At 59.2% G+C, this 20162-nt stretch carries 17 protein-coding genes; 4 read left to right on the top strand and 13 right to left on the bottom strand.

Translation table 11 applies throughout. From position 1 onward, the window contains the following. Positions 1 to 9 precede the first annotated feature (9 nt). The 4 genes from OC445_RS05770 to OC445_RS05755 form a co-directional block, all read right to left on the bottom strand. Positions 10 to 2514 carry a fimbria/pilus outer membrane usher protein gene (locus tag OC445_RS05770; protein WP_280089505.1) on the bottom strand — a complete coding sequence of 835 codons (2505 nt, stop codon included), beginning with the start codon at positions 2512 to 2514 and terminating at the stop codon, positions 10 to 12. A 6-nt stretch (positions 2515 to 2520) separates the two neighbouring features. Continuing rightward, positions 2521 to 3222 (bottom strand): fimbria/pilus chaperone family protein, encoded by a 702-nt coding sequence (locus tag OC445_RS05765; protein WP_081095710.1) that lies wholly within the window; start codon positions 3220 to 3222, stop codon positions 2521 to 2523. Positions 3223 to 3327: 105 nt separating this feature from the next. Then, positions 3328 to 3987: a DUF1120 domain-containing protein gene (locus tag OC445_RS05760; RefSeq protein WP_157717968.1), complete on the bottom strand. Its 660-nt coding sequence runs from the start codon at positions 3985 to 3987 to the stop codon at positions 3328 to 3330. 115 nt (positions 3988 to 4102) lie between these two features. Continuing rightward, positions 4103 to 4762 (bottom strand): DUF1120 domain-containing protein, encoded by a 660-nt coding sequence (locus tag OC445_RS05755; RefSeq protein WP_181124098.1) that lies wholly within the window; start codon positions 4760 to 4762, stop codon positions 4103 to 4105. A 755-nt stretch (positions 4763 to 5517) separates the two neighbouring features. On the opposite strand from OC445_RS05755, the gene ppx reads away from it, so the two are divergent. Next, on the top strand, positions 5518 to 7020 hold the full coding sequence (gene ppx / locus OC445_RS05750; protein WP_003195352.1) for an exopolyphosphatase: 1503 nt from the start codon (positions 5518 to 5520) through the stop codon (positions 7018 to 7020). 139 nt (positions 7021 to 7159) lie between these two features. Here the strand turns inward: ppx and ppk1 are convergent, their stop codons facing one another. Together ppk1 and hemB are read right to left on the bottom strand one after the other, a co-directional pair. After that, positions 7160 to 9382, bottom strand: a complete 2223-nt coding sequence (ppk1, locus tag OC445_RS05745) for a polyphosphate kinase 1 (protein WP_054896006.1) — start codon at positions 9380 to 9382, stop codon at positions 7160 to 7162. An 18-nt stretch (positions 9383 to 9400) separates the two neighbouring features. Next, positions 9401 to 10414, bottom strand: coding sequence for a porphobilinogen synthase (gene hemB / locus OC445_RS05740; RefSeq protein WP_034129028.1), 1014 nt, complete (start codon positions 10412 to 10414; stop codon positions 9401 to 9403). A gap of 208 nt (positions 10415 to 10622) precedes the next feature. Here hemB and OC445_RS05735 point away from each other — a divergent pair, with 208 nt between their 5' ends. After that, the gene (locus OC445_RS05735; RefSeq protein WP_034129029.1) at positions 10623 to 11258 is read left to right on the top strand and encodes a DedA family protein; all 636 of its coding nucleotides are present in this window, start codon (positions 10623 to 10625) and stop codon (positions 11256 to 11258) included. On the opposite strand, the gene OC445_RS05730 is transcribed toward OC445_RS05735, so the two are convergent. Then, positions 11239 to 12474, bottom strand: coding sequence for a sterol desaturase family protein (locus tag OC445_RS05730; protein WP_070415500.1), 1236 nt, complete (start codon positions 12472 to 12474; stop codon positions 11239 to 11241). The genes OC445_RS05735 and OC445_RS05730 overlap by 20 nt on opposite strands. Positions 12475 to 12589: 115 nt before the next feature. On the opposite strand from OC445_RS05730, the gene elbB reads away from it, so the two are divergent. After that, on the top strand, positions 12590 to 13255 hold the full coding sequence (gene elbB, locus OC445_RS05725) for an isoprenoid biosynthesis glyoxalase ElbB (protein ID WP_089041512.1): 666 nt from the start codon (positions 12590 to 12592) through the stop codon (positions 13253 to 13255). 146 nt (positions 13256 to 13401) lie between these two features. Here elbB and OC445_RS05720 read toward each other — a convergent pair whose 3' ends face one another. The 5 genes from OC445_RS05720 to abc-f all read right to left on the bottom strand — a co-directional run bounded on the left by OC445_RS05720 (position 13402) and on the right by abc-f (position 19235). Then, positions 13402 to 13857, bottom strand: a complete 456-nt coding sequence (locus OC445_RS05720) for a YaiI/YqxD family protein (RefSeq protein ID WP_034129032.1) — start codon at positions 13855 to 13857, stop codon at positions 13402 to 13404. A gap of 1 nt (position 13858) precedes the next feature. Next, a complete protein-coding gene (locus OC445_RS05715; protein WP_198790956.1) occupies positions 13859 to 15754 on the bottom strand; it encodes an FTR1 family protein in 1896 nt (631 codons plus the stop codon). A gap of 202 nt (positions 15755 to 15956) precedes the next feature. Beyond that, positions 15957 to 16589: a LysE family transporter gene (locus tag OC445_RS05710; RefSeq protein ID WP_005792425.1), complete on the bottom strand. Its 633-nt coding sequence runs from the start codon at positions 16587 to 16589 to the stop codon at positions 15957 to 15959. A 169-nt stretch (positions 16590 to 16758) separates the two neighbouring features. Beyond that, positions 16759 to 17325, bottom strand: a complete 567-nt coding sequence (locus OC445_RS05705) for a mechanosensitive ion channel family protein (RefSeq protein ID WP_003195372.1) — start codon at positions 17323 to 17325, stop codon at positions 16759 to 16761. Then, positions 17325 to 19235: a ribosomal protection-like ABC-F family protein gene (gene abc-f, locus OC445_RS05700; RefSeq protein ID WP_014720438.1), complete on the bottom strand. Its 1911-nt coding sequence runs from the start codon at positions 19233 to 19235 to the stop codon at positions 17325 to 17327. Before abc-f ends, OC445_RS05705 begins: the two co-directional genes overlap by 1 nt. Before the next feature lie 50 nt (positions 19236 to 19285). Between abc-f and OC445_RS05695 the strand changes: the two genes are divergently transcribed. Beyond that, positions 19286 to 19750: a TIGR02444 family protein gene (locus OC445_RS05695; protein WP_034129036.1), complete on the top strand. Its 465-nt coding sequence runs from the start codon at positions 19286 to 19288 to the stop codon at positions 19748 to 19750. Here OC445_RS05695 and OC445_RS05690 read toward each other — a convergent pair. After that, the coding region (locus tag OC445_RS05690) for a hypothetical protein (RefSeq protein ID WP_262020015.1) at positions 19747 to 20162 on the bottom strand (416 nt) is incomplete at its 5' end. The genes OC445_RS05695 and OC445_RS05690 overlap by 4 nt on opposite strands.

Here is a 20162-nt window from a genome sequence, read left to right as displayed (position 1 = left end):
CGGGCCATCTCACCCACAGACCGCCGAAGCGGTTTCGTAGAATTTGCCATTATAGGTTTGCTCCGGAAGGTCGAGTTGCAGCGCGCAGGACACTGTGCTGGAAGAGACTTTAAGGGACTGGGGGGCGTCGACGTTGCTGAGAAAAATCATCCCATCCCCAACCACCGTGGTCAGCAATGCATTTTCTGGCCCCAGCACGGCAGCGCCCTGAGGCAATGGTTTGCCGTGTATATCCGTAGCGCGCAGCAGTACCCGGCGTACGTTGATTACTTCGAAATCGACCCTGTTGAAGGACCCACGGCCCGCTTCCAGGACCTTGGTACCGTTCTTGATATCCATCTGGCGAGGTAGGCTTTTGCCTTCCAGTTCCAACACGCTCGATTGATAAGCCGGCAAACTGGCGATCACAGCCTTGCCCCACGGGTCGGTCCAAACCGGCCCTTGAGGTGTGGTAAGACGAGCACCGGCAACCTCGCCCACCGAGACCACGCCAAACGTGTCCTCAACCCGATACGGCGACAATGTGAAACCTTCAGAATGGGCGACCACCGCCCCTTGCAATTGCCCGGAGTAACTGGTGCTGGACGAGTCACGATTCAGCCCCAGCCCCACTTGCGCGTAACGAGAAGACGCGTTGAGCGTGCCGCCCAGGGTGTGCTCACGATGCCCTGCGAAGTCTCTGTCGCTGCGTATCTGGTAGTTCAGCGTCTCGTCGACACGCTCATCATAGGCAGTGCCGATACTGGAGCGCTCTCCCTGACGTCGAGCGAATGCGCTGAGGCTCCGATCACGGCCCAAGGGAACACTGACCTGCAGTCGAATACCCAGTCCGTCATCGTTCCGGTCATCGGCACTGTTGGACTGGCCAATCTGAGAGTCCACGGTCACACCGACGCTGGCATATCTGAAGCTCTTGTTCCACGTGCCGTAGATATTCTGGGTAATCCGGCTCTTGAAATCGGCCCCCCGGTTATAACCGATTGAGAAGCCACCCAACTGAGGGTCCGCCCAACTGAATCCTACGGTGTACTGGTTCTTGAATCGCGAACCATCCACATCGTTTACATGAGGCGTCACTGTATCGATGACGTCACGATAGCCCGGTGTCTGCGCAGTGGCACTCAAGGACATCTGTACATTCGCAGGCAGGCCGACGCTCACAGACACACTGTTGCGCGCGCCTTGTACGTTTGTTGAATGATCCCGGGACAAGTTGTTACGCACCCCCAGGGAAAAGCGCTGGGAAAAGCTGCTGTCCAGGGCAAGCCCCACCGCATTGTAGCTATCGGTACCTTGTACCCCTGCGCTGACCGCGCTGTCCTTGCCCACAGCCCACGTACCACTGGCCATGGCCAGCAGGGGCTCTTTGGCCCCTCTCCCCTCCACCTCGCGGATCTTGCCCAAAGAAGCTGTATATCCAGACTTCACGGGGACCACTGCGCGGAACGTAGCAGCCGGCACGATAAAACTGCGCTGCCCGCCCTGGGTCTCTATCACCGTGACCTGAAGGTCGCTGGTGCCGTTGAGCAAGGGCAGATTGGTCAGCGTAAAAGGCCCCTCAGGAACGACCGTGGTATAGATCAACGCGCCGGATTGCCGTACTTCCACCCTTGACTGGCTCAGGGCTCGCCCTTCGACTACCACGCCATTGTGACTGCCACCACTTTCAATACCATCGGGGAAAATCTGCGCGCCCGTCAGTTGTACTCCCCCAAACACCGGGTTATTGCTCGATATCTGACCGACCTGGAAGGTCGAAGCCAAAGGCAAGAAATCCCGTTGTGCATAGGCGAAAAGGTGTTCGGCCGTTGTGCGGCGATCGTTGGAAATATAAAGCTGGCGGCTGCGGGCAATCCAATCGCCAAAATTGAAGCCCACCTCTGTGGAGGCTGAAAGATACCGATAGGTATCCGCCCTGGAGTGACTGTTGATTGCCTGGACGTCGTAATTGAGTAGCGCTGCCGCGCCTCCGCGCGCATAGCTGCCGGAGTCTCGCTGAACGTCTCGCAGCGCTTGCGTAGGCACCACCAACGACACCTCTTCGTTGCCAGGACGCAATGTCGTTACTGTCTCAGGGTATTCGGCTTTGAAGTCATGACAGGCTTGCTCGGGGGGGACACTTTTGTCGATCACCGAGGAAGGTACCCGCAAGCTGCCACGATCAAGCAAACTACGGGTAAAGCATAGCTCACCTTCTTTATCGAACCGAGCATCCGTCAAGCCTATCCGCTCACCGTTGACGTGCAGGTCCACGACCCTCACACCCTCACTGAAACGTGGCGCATGACGAAAATAGTGGGCAACCGAAGGGCTGATACCCCGCGCCTGCAGCGTTTCCAAGTCGAACCCGGAAATGCTCGATACACGGGCGGCAGAAGCATCCGTGACCACCACCGCCATCATTGCCATGCACACCGACAGGCTCAGCCCGCTTCGCCTGAAAAGCGCCTCACGCTTTTGTACATGATTCAAGTCGTCGGGAGCTGCACCGAAATTGCCATTGGTTGTGTTCATGAACGGTCACGGCGCATTCGTGATGAGCAGCGCATCGTAGCTATCGACAGCGAAGCCGTAGACGGTCGCGGGTTCAAGGGTGACCGAGGTCGCACCGGGTACAGGCTTGTCCAAGGCCACCTGCAACACTTCGCCAGGCAGCACGTAGGTACGAGCAAGGCTGGCCGTCACTCGTTGCGGATTAAGACGGACGTCTGCCGCCAAGCGAACTACGTAGGGGCTGTCGTTGCGCACACTCAAGACGTTGGCCTGAAGATGCCAGGTCAGTAACTCCCAAGGCGCATCGTTCTTTGGCAAGCCTTTGGGATGCAGGATCAGCGGAAGGTTCTGCCGAAGGCTGATACCAATGGTCGCACCGGAACCAGGTTGTGCCTGAGGAATTCCTTCGAAGGACACACGCTTCAGGCGCTGGGTCTTGAGTGGTTCGGTGCCTATTGAAAGAAACCGCACCATCTGACGCTCTCCTGCATCCACACGTGTGACCGGTGGGGTGACAACAATCAGTTGCTCGGTATCTTCCGGGACATCCTCAATAACCGAGTGCAGCAGTGCCGGACTGCTATCCGTGTTGGTGACGTTAATGCTGACTTCACCTTCTGCCTCATGTAGCACAATGACGGTGGTATCAGGACGCATACCGTCGGCAAACAGCACCGCCGGCAAGAAAAAACCTATTAACAAGCATGATTTAAGAAATCTTTTAACCATCACTTCACTACCCACTTGTGCGCACAGGCTTTGCGAAAGAAATATTGGCCGACACAAAGCCCGCTTAATAAAGCGTGGCTCTGCTCGGCCCCTTTCCGAACCTAGTTATAGATAGCGCAGCTCTAAAGTAGCCTGACCGTCCAGATTAATCTGATTACTCATATTTAACTCTGATGTTTTATTGATAACAGGCAACACTTCAATTTGGCCTGCCACTGTATTAAGCTTGATAGGTGCGTAGACATTTCCTGCCCGCCAAGCCGTAAGGTTGGAGGTATGGCCGACGGCTTGGGTGCTATTCGTATGCCAATATCCGCCATTATTCTCGGAGCCAACAATCCCCACCGCTACACCGTCCGCCACCGAATTACGTAGGTGGATCAGATACCCACCAATCTTTTGCCCCTGGGACGTAGCACCCAATCCGAAGTTATAAATATCTTTATAATTACTGCCAAAAAGACTGAGCATCATGCCAGGAATTCGAGAGCTTGCACGATTGTCCGACGCCCTGATCGCCACCGTTGTCTTGACATTGCTGGCACACTTGATCGAATAAGGCGTTGTCTTTTTAGCCAACTGTGTATAACGCGTCGGACTCAGGGAATTCGGATCAATCCTTCCGTAGTCAAAAACCGAATTGGTTATCGTGAAACTGCAGCTGACGGGGGCAATCGTTCCTTTCACACTCAGGTCAGCAGCTTGAGCATGAAAACCAAGGGACGCCAAGCACGCGACACTCATTACAAACATCGTCTTATTCATTTTTAGCACTCTCAACATAACGATAAATATCAGATCAAACCCGATGATAATTAGGCCTGCGCTATCACCCACACACCGATGCGAATTATCTGATCAAGGAAGTACGAATAGGAGCCTAGAGGTAACGAAGCTCCAAGGTTGCGTGACCGTCCAACTCGATTTTACTGCCCACATCGAGCGCGGACTTTTTATTAATAAAGGTAATAATCTGAATATTCCCCGATACCGAATTAACCTTAAGTGGTGTTTGCGCTCCTGAACCACCCCACCAGGCAATGACATCGCCGCCTTGACCCAACGCGTTGCTTCGATAGTTCGTCCATGTATTGCCATTGTCTGCGGAAGTCAATGTACGGACGGTTCGCCCATCAGCAATAGAGTTTTGAACATGTACGGCATAACCCCCTATTTTTTGTCCTTTGGACGACAAACCCAATCCATAGTTGTAGTTATCAGTGTAGCCCTGGTCTATTGAGCTAACGATACCTGGCACTTTGCTGGATGAACGATTATCCACCGCCTTGAGCCCAACCGCAGTGAGTGCAGCTCCCTCGCATTTAACAGCGAACGGCGTAGACTTCGCCGTCAAACGCGTATACTGAGTTTCGCTTAGGCTCGACGGCCGGATATCACCATAATCGAAAACGGCATTAGTCATTGTAAAACTGCAACTGGCAGGAACAATGGCCCCCTTTACGCGCAACTCTGAGGCCTGAGCACTCAGACTAGCCACCGAAAGCACCATACCTGCCACCAAAACAAACTTTACTTTCATGATCTTACATCCTGCATAGACATAGAAATGGATTCGCTAGCAAAAAACCGATATCGCTCATCACTAAAACTGCCGACACAACAACTATCGGAAATAACACAGCTCTAGCGCAGGCTGCTTGCCATCGAACTCATAGTGTTAAACTGCAACGGGCGGGGCCATTAATACCCTTCACTCATAGATTGGCTGCTTCGACGCTTAAATCTACAGCAGCCAGAAGCAGTCCCGCCGGCACTGACCCTTTGCTCTTCATCTGAGCACCTTAATTTCCTGAACATGTAAAAACAGCACCTATAGTCAGCGATGTGAGGTGTTCACTTGTTGAACCCCACACGCATAACTACCCCCTTGCACAAGCCCTGAGCGACAAATAATTACCGCCACGGCTTAATTGCCGACCGGCAGTATCGGCGCCATACATAAATAATTAAGCCGGAAAAATACCTCAATCAACGTAAGACAGCTCTGCGAAAACGGCTCACATTTAGATTGTTTACTGTAGGAGCAAACACAAAAAACCAAGACAAATATGCATACACATGTAGGACTAAGTTGACCATCCAGAAATTACGCACACTGCAAGTTATGAACTACAGCGACTCCTGACCCAATAACACAGCTATCGCAACCACCTCCTACAAGCGGCATTCACAATTTCTGATGAGTGATTGGGGAAAATTCCTCTGGCACTACGCGTTGGCGCCAGCCGTCGATCGTGGCACGATGGCAAGGTTATCGACCGAGACCCCCAAACCATGCCGCAATCCCAAGCCAAGAATCTGTCCTTGATCGCCGCCATCGACCTGGGCTCCAACAGCTTTCATATGGTCGTGGCCAAGGCCCAGAACGGCGAGATCCGCATCCTTGAGCGGCTCGGCGAGAAGGTGCAACTGGCCGCCGGGATCGACGACGAGCGCAAGCTCAATGAAGAATCCATGCAGCGCGGACTCGATTGCCTCAAGCGTTTCGCGCAACTGATCAACGGCATGCCCCCTGGCGCGGTGCGTATCGTTGGCACCAACGCCTTGCGCGAAGCGCGCAACCGCAACGAATTCATCCATCGCGCCGAGGAAATCCTCGGGCACCCGGTGGAAGTCATCTCGGGCCGTGAAGAGGCACGCCTGATCTACCTCGGCGTGTCCCACACCCTGGCCGACACGCCCGGCAAACGCCTGGTGGCAGACATTGGCGGTGGCAGCACCGAGTTCATTATCGGCCAGCGTTTCGAACCCCTACTGCGTGAAAGCCTGCAGATGGGGTGTGTGAGTTTCACCCAGCGTTATTTCAAGGATGGCAAGATCACCCCGGCGCGTTATGCCCAGGCCTACACCGCAGCACGCCTGGAAATCATGAGCATCGAACATGCCTTGCATCGCCTGACCTGGGATGAAGCCATCGGCTCGTCCGGCACCATCCGTGCCATTGGCCTGGCCTTGAAGGCCGGTGGCCATGGCACCGGTGAGGTGAACGCCGAAGGCCTGGCGTGGCTCAAGCGCAAGCTGTTCAAGCTGGGGGATGCAGAGAAAATCGACTTCGACGGCATCAAGCCCGACCGTCGCGCCATTTTCCCTGCGGGCCTGGCGATTCTCGAAGCCATCTTTGACGCCCTCGAACTGCAACGCATGGACCACTGTGACGGCGCCCTGCGCGAAGGTGTGCTCTACGACCTGCTGGGCCGGCACCATCATGAAGACGTGCGAGAGCGCACCCTCAGCTCGCTGATGGAGCGTTACCACGTCGACCTGGAGCAAGCCGCCCGCGTCGAGCGCAAAGCCTTGCACGCCTTCGACCAGGTGGCCGAGGACTGGGACCTGGAAGACGGCGTCTGGCGCGAGTTACTCGGCTGGGCAGCCAAGGTGCATGAGGTCGGCCTGGACATCGCCCACTACCATTATCACAAGCACGGCGCGTACCTGATCGAACACTCGGACCTGGCCGGTTTCTCGCGGGAAGACCAACAGATGCTCGCGCTGCTGGTACGCGGCCATCGTCGCAATATTCCCAAGGACAAGTTTGCCGAGTTCGGTAAAGACGGCATCAAGCTGATCCGCCTGTGTGCGCTGCTGCGCTTTGCAATCCTGTTCCACCACATCCGCGGCACCCAGGAAATGCCCCAGGTCAAACTGCACGCCGATGGCGATAGCCTGGAAGTGATGTTCCCCAAAGGCTGGCTGGATGAAAACCAGCTGACCCAGGCGGACTTCGCCCAGGAAGCGGAATGGCTGACGCGGGTAGGGTTCAGCCTGAACCTGCGCTAAGCAAATCTAAAAGCATTCTGCAGAACAAATGTGGGAGCGGGCTTGCTCGCGAATGCAGTGGATCAGTCACCAGATGCATTGACTGACACACCGCATTCGCGAGCAAGCCCGCTCCCACATGGAATTGCGTATGCCTGGGCTAGTTCACCGTCAGAATCGGGCTACCCAACTTCTCCAGCAACGTCGCCTGCGCGCTGCGCGGGTTCTGGTTGCCGGTCGGCGTGTTACGCACGTAGCGCCCATCCGACTGCAGGCTCCAGCTATGGGTGTTGTCGGTCAGGTAGCTTTCCAGCTCCTTCTTGACCCGCATGATCAGCTTCTTGCCTTCTACCGGGAAGCAGGTCTCCACACGCTTGTCGAGGTTGCGTTCCATCCAGTCGGCGCTGGAGAGGAACATCTGCTCTTCGCCGCCGTTGAGGAAGTAGAACACGCGTGTGTGCTCCAGGAAGCGGCCGATGATCGAGCGCACGTGGATGTTATGCGACACGCCCACAATGCCGGGGCGCAGGCAGCACATGCCACGCACCACCAGGTCGATGCGCACACCGGACTGGCTGGCCTTGTACAGCGCGCGGATGATCTTAGGATCGGTCAGCGAGTTGAACTTGGCGATGATGTGCGCCGGTTTACCGTCGAGAGCGAACTGGGTCTCGCGGGCAATCATGTCGAGCATGCCCTTCTTGAGGGTGAACGGCGCGTGCAGCAGCTTCTTCATGCGCAAGGTCTTGCCCATGCCGATCAACTGGCTGAACAACTTGCCGACGTCTTCACACAGCGCATCATCGGATGTCAGCAGGCTGTAGTCGGTGTAGAGCTTCGCGTTGCCGGCGTGGTAGTTGCCGGTACCCAAGTGGGCGTAACGCACAATTTCACCGGCCTCACGGCGCAGAATCAACATCATCTTGGCGTGGGTCTTGAAGCCGACCACGCCGTAGATCACCACCGCACCGGCCGCTTGCAGGCGGCTGGCCAGTTGCAGGTTGGACTCCTCGTCAAAGCGCGCCCGCAACTCGATCACCGCGGTGACTTCCTTGCCGTTACGCGCAGCATCCACCAACGCATCGACGATTTCCGAGTTGGCACCGCTGCGGTACAGGGTCTGGCGCACGGCCAGGACGTGCGGGTCCTTGGCAGCCTGGCGCAGCAGGTCGACCACCGGGGTGAACGACTCGAAGGGGTGCAGCAGCAGGATGTCCTGCTTGCTCACCACGCTGAAGATGTTCTCGCTGTTTTGCAAAAGTTTCGGGATCTGCGGAGTGAACGGCTTGTATTGCAGCTCCGGGTGACTGTCCAAGCCGGTGATGCTGAACAGGCGCGTCAGGTTTACAGGGCCGTTGACCTGGTACAGCTCCGACTCGGCCAGGTTGAACTGCTTGAGCAGGTAGTCCGACAAATGTTTCGGGCAGGTGTCCGCCACTTCCAGGCGCACCGCATCGCCATAGCGCCGTGAGAACAGTTCGCCGCGCAGGGCACGGGCCAAGTCTTCAACGTCTTCGGAGTCCAACGCCAGGTCGGCGTTACGAGTCAGGCGGAACTGGTAGCAGCCCTTGACCTTCATGCCCTGGAACAGGTCATCGGCGTGCGCGTGGATCATCGACGACAGGAATACATAGTTGTCGCCAGCGCCCCCTACCTCTTCCGGTACCTTGATGATCCGAGGCAACAGACGCGGCGCTGGAATGATCGCCAGGCCCGAATCGCGGCCGAAAGCGTCGATACCTTCGAGTTCGACGATGAAGTTGAGGCTCTTGTTCACCAGCAAGGGGAACGGGTGCGTCGGGTCGAGGCCGATAGGCGTGATGATCGGCGAAATTTCGTCCCGGAAGTAACGGCGCACCCAGGTCTTGATCTTGGCGGTCCAGTGACGACGACGAATGAAGCGGACCTGATGCTTTTCCAGCTCCGGCAGCAGGATGTCGTTGAGGATCGCGTACTGGCGGTCCACATGGCCGTGCACCAGCTCACTGATACGCGCCAGGGCCTGATGCGGTTGCAGGCCGTCGGCACCGGCTTGCTCACGGGCGAAGGTGATCTGCTTCTTGAGGCCGGCAACACGGATCTCGAAGAACTCGTCCAGGTTGCTGGAGAAAATCAGCAGGAATTTCAGCCGTTCCAGCAAGGGGTAGGACTCATCCAGCGCCTGCTCGAGCACGCGGATGTTGAATTGCAGTTGTGACAACTCGCGGTGGATGTACAGGCTGCTGTCATCCAGGTTGGTGACCACTGGCACTGGCGCCGGCGCAGGCGCTTCGGCCACCACCGCAGGCGGTGCAGGCTCCAGCTCCGGCGGGGTCTGGGCGACTTGTTCAACCACCGGGTGAGCGTCTTTTACGGCAACTTCTGAGAGTCCTTCGGTATTCATCGAGTGTTCCTGTGAGGGCTATTGTTGCTCTCTAAGCAATTGGGCGGCGCGGGCGGCGAAGTAGGTCAGAATGCCATCAGCGCCGGCACGTTTAAAGGCAGTCAGGGATTCGAGGATCACCCCTTCACTCAACCAACCATTCTGGATCGCCGCCATGTGCATGGCGTATTCACCGCTGACCTGATAGACAAAGGTCGGCACCTTGAATTCCTCTTTGACCCGGTAAAGAATGTCCAGGTAAGGCATCCCCGGCTTGACCATCACCATATCGGCGCCTTCGGCCAGGTCGGTGGCCACTTCGTGCAGGGCTTCCTGGCTATTGGCCGGGTCCATCTGGTACGAGGCCTTGTTGGCCTTGCCCAGGTTCAGCGCCGAGCCTACCGCATCGCGGAATGGGCCGTAGTAGGCGCTGGCGTATTTGGCCGAGTAGGCCATGATCCGCACATTGACGTGACCGGCCAGCTCAAGGGCTTCGCGAATCGCCTGGATGCGTCCGTCCATCATGTCCGACGGTGCAACCACCTGGGCGCCCGCAGCCGCGTGGGACAACGCCTGCTTGACCAGTGCATCGACGGTGATGTCGTTCTGAACATAACCGTCTTCGTCAAGAATGCCATCCTGGCCGTGGGTGGTGAAAGGGTCCAGGGCCACGTCGGTGATCACGCCCAGCTCCGGGAAACGCTCGCGCAGGGCACGGGTGGCACGCTGGGCAATCCCCTGGGGGTTCCAGGCTTCGGCGGCGTCCAGGGTCTTGAGTTCGGCCGGGGTCACCGGGAACAGCGCCAGCGCCGGGATGCCCAATTCGACCCACTTCGCCGCCTCTTCAAGCAACAGGTCAATGGTCAGACGCTCCACACCCGGCATCGACGCCACCGCTTCCCGGCGATTTTCACCGTCGAGCACGAAAACCGGCAGGATCAGATCATTCGTGGTCAGTACATTTTCACGTACCAGGCGACGAGAAAAATCATCACGACGATTGCGACGCAGACGGGTGGCGGGGAACAGGCGATTGGCAGGGGTAAAGCTCACGACAGACTCCTGAGCCCGTGTTTACGGGCGAGCGTTGCAGTTATAAGCGGCCATTATGACGAATGAATGACAGTTGTGCTTATCGACACGACCTGTAGTCCCATTCGTCATTTGCGTAGGAATTGTTCACTTCGTGACACATCTCGATACTTTCATGAATCTTCGTGAAGGCGTAGGCTGCGCGTTCATTTCGCCAGCACCCTAGACCATGCTTCAACAATTTCTGCATGACTTCGGCTACTTTGCCCTCTTTCTCGGCACGTTCTTCGAAGGCGAGACCATCCTTGTACTCGCAGGCTTCCTGGCGTTCCGTGGCTACATGGATATCAACCTGGTGGTGGTCGTTGCCTTTTTTGGCAGCTACGCCGGCGACCAGCTCTGGTACTACATGGGGCGCAAGCACGGCCGCAAGTTGCTGGCGCGCAAGCCGCGCTGGCAACTGATGGGCGACAAGGCACTGGAACATATCCGCAAGCATCCGGATATCTGGGTATTGAGTTTCCGCTTCGTATACGGGTTGCGCACGGTGATGCCCGTGGCGATTGGCCTGTCCGGCTACCCACCGTTGCGCTACCTGGTTCTGAACGGTATTGGCGCGGCGATCTGGGCCGCGGCACTGGGGGCGGCAGCCTATCACTTCGGCGCAGTGCTGGAAGGAATGCTCGGCAGCGTCAAGAAATACGAGTTGTGGGTATTGGCCGCCTTGCTGGTGCTGGGCTTTGGCCTGTGGCTGCGCCGTCGCTTCAAGAATGCCCGCATCGCCCGCCAAGCCTGTGCCGAGGCCAAGGCTCGGCTGGCTAACGAGCCAGCCTCGGTCGAAACGCCTAAGACACCAACCGAGTAAGCCGGCTTCTGCAACAGTAGAGGCCGATGATGCTGAGCAGGCTGTAGCTCGCCAGGCCCAGCCAGCCCAGATTGCTGGCGGGCCACAACCCCACCAGCGGCGCCAGCCATACCAAGGGAACATTCAGCGCCAGGCGCGCCAGCTCGGCCTTCAGCGCCCATGGGCGATTCTCCAGCGCCACGCCCAGGGTAAACAACCCCAGCGCCATCGTGCCCCAGCCAAGGACCAGCGCCGTGGAGGGCAAGCCCTCACCGAAATTCATCAGATAACTGCCAAACCCTACATAGGCCGCAAACTGCAAGGCGATGTAGACCTGTTGGCGCACATCCAGCGGCACCTCGAATTTGCGGAACTGACTCAGGTCCGGCTTGGCCATCGGGTACTTGGCCTTGACGTCCGCCGGGCGCCAGCCGGTGCGCATGAACCAGATACGCAGCTTGTCCCACCAACGCTCAGTACGCCGGGCGTCACTCCAGAGTTGCGCATAAAACTGCAGGTTGGCCCACAGCGGGTTCCAGCTGGCCAAGGGTGTGGTCACACCGAAAATCAACGGTTCGTTATCGTCTTCCTCCTGGAAGGTACCGAACAGTCGGTCCCAAATAATGAACACCCCGCCGTAGTTGCGATCCATGTAGAGAGCGTTCTGCGCATGGTGGGCCCGATGATTGGACGGTGTGACGAAAAACCATTCGAACCAGCCAAGCTTGGGAACATGGCGTGTATGGACCCAGAATTGATACAGCAGGTTGAGCGACGCCACGCTGATAAACACCACCAGTGGCACACCAACCACCGCCAGGGGCAAGTAGAAGATCCAGCTCAGCAGGAAACCGGTGCTGGTCTGGCGCAAAGCGGTGCTGAGGTTGTAGTCCTCGCTCTGGTGATGCACCGAATGCGCGGCCCACAGTATGTTGCGCTCATGACCCATGCGGTGCAGCCAGTAGTAGCAGAAGTCATAGAACACAAAGGCAAACACCCAGGTCCAGGCACTCTGGGCAGGCAATTCGAACAGCGCCAGGTGCTCGATGGCGAACGCGTAGGTCAGCAGGCCCACGCCCTTGGTGAGCAAGCCTGTGGTGGTGGACAGCACTCCGGTGCTGAGGCTGTTGATGGCATCCGCCACTCGGTAGTTGCGCACGCCACGCCAACGGTCGGCCAGCAACTCGACCACGATCAGGGCAATAAAAAACGGTACTGCGTAAGGCACAAAGTCCATGGGCTAGTCCGGTCTATTTTTGTTACATCAAGATTAGGTGCAGCGACGTGAGTTCCCATTGGCAAGAGGTTACAAATTAGTAGACATTTAACGCCATGAATCAGGAGAAATGCCCATGAGCAAAAAGATTGCAGTGATCCTTTCCGGCTGTGGCGTGTACGACGGCGCAGAGATCCATGAAAGCGTGATCACCCTGCTGCGCCTGGACCAGCGCGGCGCTCAAGTGGAATGCTTTGCACCCGACGTTGCGCAGTTGCACGTGATCAACCACCTCACGGGCGAAGAAATGCCCGAGTCTCGCAATGTGCTGGTGGAATCCGCGCGCATCGCTCGAGGCACCGTGAAGGATATTGGCCAAGCCAACGCCGCAGACTTTGACGCGCTGATCGTGCCGGGCGGTTTTGGCGCGGCCAAGAACCTGTCGAACTTTGCCGTGGAAGGCGCCGGCTGCAGCATCAACCCCCAGGTGCTGGCACTGGCTGAAGCCTTTGCCGAAGCGGGCAAGCCGGTGGGTTTGATCTGCATTTCGCCGGCCCTGGCCGCCAAGATCTACGGCCCTGGCGTGACCTGCACCATCGGCAACGATGCCAGCACCGCCGCAGCCCTGGACAAGATGGGCGCCACCCACGTCGAATGCACTGTGGAGGATATCGTCGAGGACCAGGCGCGCAAGCTGGTGAGTACACCGGCCTATATGCTGGGCAAGAACATCAGCGAGGTGGCGTCCGGCATCAACAAGCTGGTGGATCGGGTATTGGAATTAACCCACGAAAACGACTGATGGGGATGCACCTGTGGCGAGGGAGCTTGCTCCCGCTGGGTGGCGAAGCCGCCCCATCTAAGCTGACGCGGTGATTCAGATAAAACACTGACGACGGCTTTGGGGCTGCTGCACAGCCCAGCGGGAGCAAGCTCCCTCGCCACAGATCAGGCTGGTTTCATCAAGCGGGTAAGAATTCGGTCCAGCGCATTGGCAAACGCCTGCTTGTCCTTTTCGCTGTGGGGCGGCGGGCCGCCGCCCATCTGGCCTTGCTCGCGCAGGTCGGTGAACAGGTTGCGCACCGCCAACCGCTCGCTCATGTTCGCAGGGCTGAACTCCTTGCCACGCGGGTCGAGGGCCGTGATGCCCTTCTTCACCAGTCGATCGGCCAAGGGCACGTCGCTGCAAATCACCAGTTCGCCGGGCACGGCGTGCTCCACCAGGTAATCATCGGCGGCATCCGGCCCGCTGGGCACCACGATCAGCTTCACACAGGCAAAGCTAGGCTTGATCTGGCTTTGCCCTGCGACCAGCACCACCTCAAACTGGCGCTTGAGGGCAAACTTCACCACTTGGTCCTTGGCCGCCCGAGGGCAGGCGTCGGCGTCGATCCACACGCGCATGCTACGCCGCCGCCCGGTGCTTTTCGGTCAGGCGGCTACGGCCATACAACACCACAATCGCCAGGATCGCCACGGCCTGTGCCCCCAACGAGTACGCATCGGCGTGGATGCCCAGCCAGTCGAAGTCAAAGAACGCCACTGGCCGCGTGCCGAAAATGCCCGCTTCCTGCAAGGCTTTCACACCGTGCCCGGCGAACACCACCGACAGCGCACACAGCAACGCGGCGTTGATGCCAAAGAACAGCGCCAGGGGCAACTTCGCCGAACCGCGCAGGATCACCCAGGCCAGGCCCACCAGCAGCACCAGCGCCGTGGCACCACCGGCCAGCACCGCGTTGTGCCCGGCAGGGCCGGCCTGCAGCCACAGGGTTTCGTAGAACAGGATCACTTCGAACAGTTCGCGATATACCGAGAAGAACGCCAGCACGGCAAACCCGAAACGCCCACCGCCGCCCACCAGGCTGCTCTTGATGTAGTCCTGCCAGGCCGCCGCGTGACGCCGGTCGTGCATCCACACGCCGAGCCATAGCACCATCACACTGGCAAACAACGCCGTGCAGCCCTCAAGCAACTCACGCTGGGCGCCGCTGACGTCAATGACATAGGCCGCCAAGGCCCAGGTACCCAAACCTGCCAACAGCGCCAGGCCCCAGCCGACGTTGACGCTGCGCACCGCCGATTGCTGGCCGGTGTTACGCAGGAAGGCGAGGATCGCGGCCAGCACCAGAATCGCTTCCAGGCCTTCACGCAGCAGGATCAGCAAGCCGGAGATATAGCTCAACGACCAGCTCAGGCCATCGCCGCCCAGCAAACCAGCCGATTCAGTGAGTTTGCCTTTGGCTGCATCCAAGCGCTGCTGCACCTGCCCGATAGGCAAGCCGTCCTGCAACGATTGCCGATAGGCCATCAGGGCCTTCTCGGTGTCTTTGCGCACATTGGCATCGACGTTATCCAGGGAGCTTTCCACCAGCTCGAAGCCTTCCAGGTAGGCTGCGACGGATAGATCGTAAGCCTGCTCGTGGTCGCCGTTGCGGAAAGCCGCGAGGCTCTTGTCCAGGGTGGCGGCAGTGTAGTCGAGCAACTGCGCGGGGCCACGCTGAACCTGCGGCGGCTGCGCACGCTGGGCGCGGAATGTCGCCGCAGCGCCAGGGCCGTCAGCGGCGAGTACTTCAGTGGGGGTCTGGCGGGCCAGGTCGGCAAGGTTGAACGTCTGCTCGCCTTTGGCAGCGGCCGGGTCGGCCGTGAAGCCGGCGATATAGGTTGCCAGGTCCCAACGCTGGCGGTCGTCCAGTTGGTCAGCGAATGACGGCATGTCGGTGCCTTCGACGCCCAGGCCGAGGGTGTTATAGATCGCGTAGAGGCTCAGGCGGTCCAGGCGCGTTGCATCGCGCAGGTTAGCCGGCGGTGGGGTCATGCCCACGCCTGCCGGGCCATCGCCGGCGCCCGTTGTGCCGTGGCACACCGAACAATGCTGGGCGTAGAGCGGCGCGCCGCGCGTCGGGTCCGGCGTGATGGCCGGGGCCTGGCTGACTTCATACGCCACGGCCAGCTTGGCGCCCAATTGACGAGCCTGGCGGGCAACGCTCGCGCCGTCCTGGTGGGCAGTGACCGCGGCCAGCAGCTCATCAACGCCCTTTACCAGCTCGGCGCGCTCAGGCTTGTCTGGCAACTCCGCCACCAGCCCCTGCAATACCCCGAGAAACTCGACTTGTTCGCGGTATTCAGAGTCATCCACCACCTTGCCCGCCTCTACCGTCGGTGGGTAGTCGGCGCCAATGTAGTCAAGCAAATGCAGGGCTTGCGGCGCGCCCTCGGCGGTCGCGGCCGACAGATTGAGGCTGCACGACAGCAATGCCGGCAACAGCAGCCAGGCGAGAAAGCGGAAAGGGGCGGTCATGAATGAATCTCAAGTGGAAATACGAAGTAACACTATTGTTGAGCTTTAATGGATTCGACTCAAGGTGTTATTTCTTATCACCCTAAAACCAATGTGGGAGCGGGCTTGCTCGCGAATGCGGTGCTTCAGTCACTATTTTCTTTGACTGATATACCGTATTCGCGAGCAAGCCCGCTCCCACATTTTTGAGCCAGTCGCTTGGTCAGGCCGTGGCGCGATGCAGGCTCGCAAGGAAACCGGCAGCGCCGACAAACAAGCCAGCAAAGGTGCGGTTTACACGTTTCTGTTGTTTAGGCGTACGCAACAGGCGCAAGACTTTCGAGGCCAACCCTGTGTAGCCCGCCATCACGATCATATCGACGCTGATCATGGTCGCACCAAGGATCAGGTACTGGATCAACAACGGCGCCTGCGGGTTCACGAACTGCGGCAGCACCGCCAGCATGAATACCAGCGCCTTGGGGTTGCTGGCGTTGACCAGAAAGCCGCGGAACATCATCGCCATCGGTTTGCCGATCGGGCGCACGGCGGCGTCATCGGTCATGTCCATGGGTAAAGCGCGCCATTGCTTGATGGCAAGGTACACAAGGTAGGCCACGCCGAACCATTTGATCGCATAGAACGCAGTAGACGAGGCCGCCAGAATGGCCCCCAAACCACCGGCGACCACAGCAATCTGCATCGCCAGGCCAAGTTGCAGGCCGATGGCGTTCCAGTAGCCACGCACAAAACCGTACTGTAGGCCGCTAGACATCGAGGCGATGGCACCGGCGCCAGGAGAAAGGGAGATGATCCAACTGGCCAGGAAAAAGGCCAGCCATGTATCGAGAGCCATTGCACACCTCGCAAGGGAGTTAGCGGTTGTGCCTTAAGCTAACTCCAGCGACCAAAGGCTGGCTACAGATTTCTGCAGGAGCGAGCTTGCTCGCGAAAAATGCACAGGCGATGCGGGCTGACTGCAAGCGCTGCGTTATCGTTGACGGTCTTCGCGAGCAAGCTTGCTCCTACAGGATGTTGGTGCCAGAGCCGGGCCAACGGCGTACCGAGCGCTGGAAGAACAGACTATTGGGCACCTGCACCATCGCGCTGTTGGTCCCGGCTTCCTCGACTTCGATCAGCGTGGTGTAGAGCAAGTTGATCGCCACGACCCGGCCCTTCACGCCCGGCTTGTCGACGGTGTCCACCAGCTCGACGATATCACCCAGGCGAAACGGCCCGACGGTAAAGATCAGTATCGCGCACAGCAGGTTGGACAGCACCGACCACATGGCGAAGAACGCCACGGCCGCCACCGCGACAAAGCCCGACAAGGCCGTCCACAACACCGTGGCCGACACACCCAGGCGGCCCAATACAAAGATCAGTGCACTGCCCATGATCAGCCAGCGCAAGCCACCGCGCAGGGGCATCAACAATTGCGGCGGAAACGGGTAGCGCTCACCCAGGCGTGTCAGGCCTTTGGCGACAAAGCGCTGGGCCAGGTAGCCGGCCAGCAGGATCAGCAGGATTTGCACGCCAATCCAGATGGGCTCGATCCATTGCACCGGGACTGGCAATTGCAACGCTTCCATCAGGACAGCGCCTCCAGCTCCGCTTGCAGGGTTTCGAGCAATTCGAGGGCCTCCATCCAGGTTTCCTCCAGTTGCCCCTCGCGCACCTTGAGCTTGGCCTGTTCGGCCAGCAGGTCACGCAGCTCGTCCTTGCGCGCCGCCTCATACACGGCGCTGTCGCCCAGGCTGGCTTCGATCTTGGCCAGGCGCTCATGCACCTTGCCCAGTTCGGCTTCCAGCTTGTCGGCCTCACGCTTGTGCGGCGCCAACTGCTGGCGCAGCGCGGCGGCGGCCTGGCGCTGGGCTTTCTTGTCAGTCTTGTCCGGGTTGACCGGCGTGTTGCTGGCCGGCGCATTGCGCAGGCGGTATTCCGTCAGCCAGCGCGCGTAGTCGTCCAGGTCGCCGTCGAACTCTTCGACCTTGCCGTCGGCGACCAGCAGGAAATTGTCGGTAGTGCTCTTGAGCAGGTGACGGTCGTGAGACACCACCAATACTGCACCGCTGAACTCCTGCAGGGCCATGGTCAGCGCCAGGCGCATTTCCAGGTCCAGGTGGTTGGTCGGTTCGTCGAGCAGCAACAGGTTCGGGCGATCCCACGCGATCAGGGCCAGGGCCAGTCGGGCTTTTTCGCCACCGGAGAAATTCAGCACAGGTTCGTCAATGCGCGCGCCACGGAAGTCGAAACCGCCAAGGAAGTCGCGCAGGGTCTGCTCGCGCTCGGTCGGCGCCAGACGTTGCAGGTGCAACAACGGGCTTGCCTTGGCGTCCAGCGAGTCCAGTTGGTGCTGGGCGAAGTAACCCACCACCGTGTTCTCGCCACGGGTCAGGCGGCCGGCCAGCGGCTCAAGCTCACCCGAGAGGTTCTTGATCAGTGTCGACTTGCCTGCACCGTTCGGGCCGAGCAAACCGATGCGTGCGCCCGGCGTGAGCTGCAGCTTGACCTTCTCAAGGATGGTTTTGTCGCCATAGCCAAGGCGAGCGTCCGAGAGGTCCAACAGCGGGCTGGAGATCTTCACCGACTCACGGAAGACAAAGTCGAACGGCGAATCGACGTGGGCCGCCGACAGCTCTTCCATGCGTTCCAGGGCCTTGATCCGGCTCTGGGCCTGGCGGGCCTTGGTAGCCTGGGCCTTGAACCTTGCGATGTAGCTTTCCATGTGCGCACGTTGCGCCTGTTGCTTTTCAAAGGCCTGTTGCTGCTGGGCCAGGCGTTCGGCACGCGCGCGTTCGAACGCGGTATAGCCGCCACGGTAAAGGGTGATTTTCTTCTGTTCGACATGGGCGATGTTATCGACCACGGCGTCGAGGAAATCCCGGTCGTGGGAAATCAGCAGCAAGGTGCCCTGGTAACTCTTGAGGAAGTCTTCCAGCCACAGGATCGCATCGAGATCCAAGTGGTTGGTCGGTTCGTCGAGCAGTAGCAGGTCCGAGGGGCACATCAGCGCTTGGGCCAGGTTCAGGCGCATGCGCCAGCCACCGGAGAAGTCCGCGACCGGACGGTCCATCTGTTCGTTGGTAAACCCAAGGCCGGCGAGCATCTTGCGAGCACGGGCGTCGGCGGTATAGCCGTCGGCGCTGTCCAGCTCCGAGTGCAGGCGCGCCTGTGCGGCACCGTCCTGGGCTTTTTCGGCCTCAGCCAGGTCGTGCTGCACCTGGCGCAGGCGCAGGTCGCCATCGAGCACGTAGTCGATGGCGATACGGTCCAGGGTGTCGATCTCCTGGCGCATATGAGCAATGCGCCAGTCGGCCGGCAGCAGGCAGTCCCCCGAATCCGGGGTCAGCTCACCCAGCAACAAGGCGAACAACGTGGATTTGCCGGCGCCATTGGCTCCGATCAGGCCGGCTTTGTGACCGGCGTGCAGGGTCAGCTCGGCGTCTTCGAGAAGACGTTGCGGGCCACGCTGTAATGTTAGGCTTTGAAGTCGGATCATAATGGCGGCGGAGTCTACCAGCTTCGTTGGCCGCTGGCTTGGGTGTGAATATGTGCGCTGACCTGTGGAGCTTCGCCCTTTCGACCTACGCCCGCCCGGGCGTGGAGGCCGCTTGCCTGCGCTTGCAGGAGCAAGGGGCAGACGTGTGCCTGTTGTTGTGTGGTGCGTGGCTGGAATGGCGAGGTGTGGCATATAAGCCCGAACGCGTTCAGGCACTGCAGCAGATTGCCCAGCCGTGGCGGGTGCAGGTTGTCGAACCCTTGCGACAAATGCGCGGGCAATGGCGAGCCTTGGCCCAGCAGGATGCGCAATTGGCATTGCTACGAGAGCAGGTCAAGACGCTGGAACTGGAGGCCGAAAGAACGCTGCTGGCGCGCTTGGAAGCGCTGGCGCAGGCGTGGCCGATCAATGAGGTGCCGGGTCAGCAAGAATGGCTTGAAGGCCTGGCGACCGAAGCCGCCAACCTTGACCACGACGCGCTGCTGCAATTGCGCGCCATGGCCACCAATACTTAGGAAGCGCTGGTTGGGGTGGTGCTTGGCGCTACCGGTGCAGGGGTGCTGCTGGCCGATGCAGTTGGAGCGGTGGCTGCTGCCGGAGTAGCAGTGGGTGCTGCTGGAGTAGCTGGCTTTGCGGGCGCTGGCTTGGCAGCGGGCTTCGCGGCCGGTTTGGCGGCAGCAGGTTTAGCAGTTGGCTTAGCGGCTGGTTTGGCAGCAGCGGGTTTAGCGGCCGGTTTGGCAACTGCCGTTTTAGCGACTGGCTTGGCAGCTGGTTTGGCAGCAGCAGGTTTAGCAGCTGGCTTAGCGGCTGGTTTGGCAGCAGTAGTTTTAGCAGCTGGCTTAGCGGCTGGTTTGGCAGCAGTAGTTTTAGCAGCTGGCTTAGCGGCTGGTTTGGCAGCAGCAGTTTTAGCAGCTGGCTTAGCGGCTG

The organism is Pseudomonas sp. Pse35, assembly GCF_024519715.1.
Lineage (GTDB): Bacteria > Pseudomonadota > Gammaproteobacteria > Pseudomonadales > Pseudomonadaceae > Aquipseudomonas > Aquipseudomonas paracarnis.
This window is presented reverse-complemented; position numbering and strand designations above follow the sequence as displayed.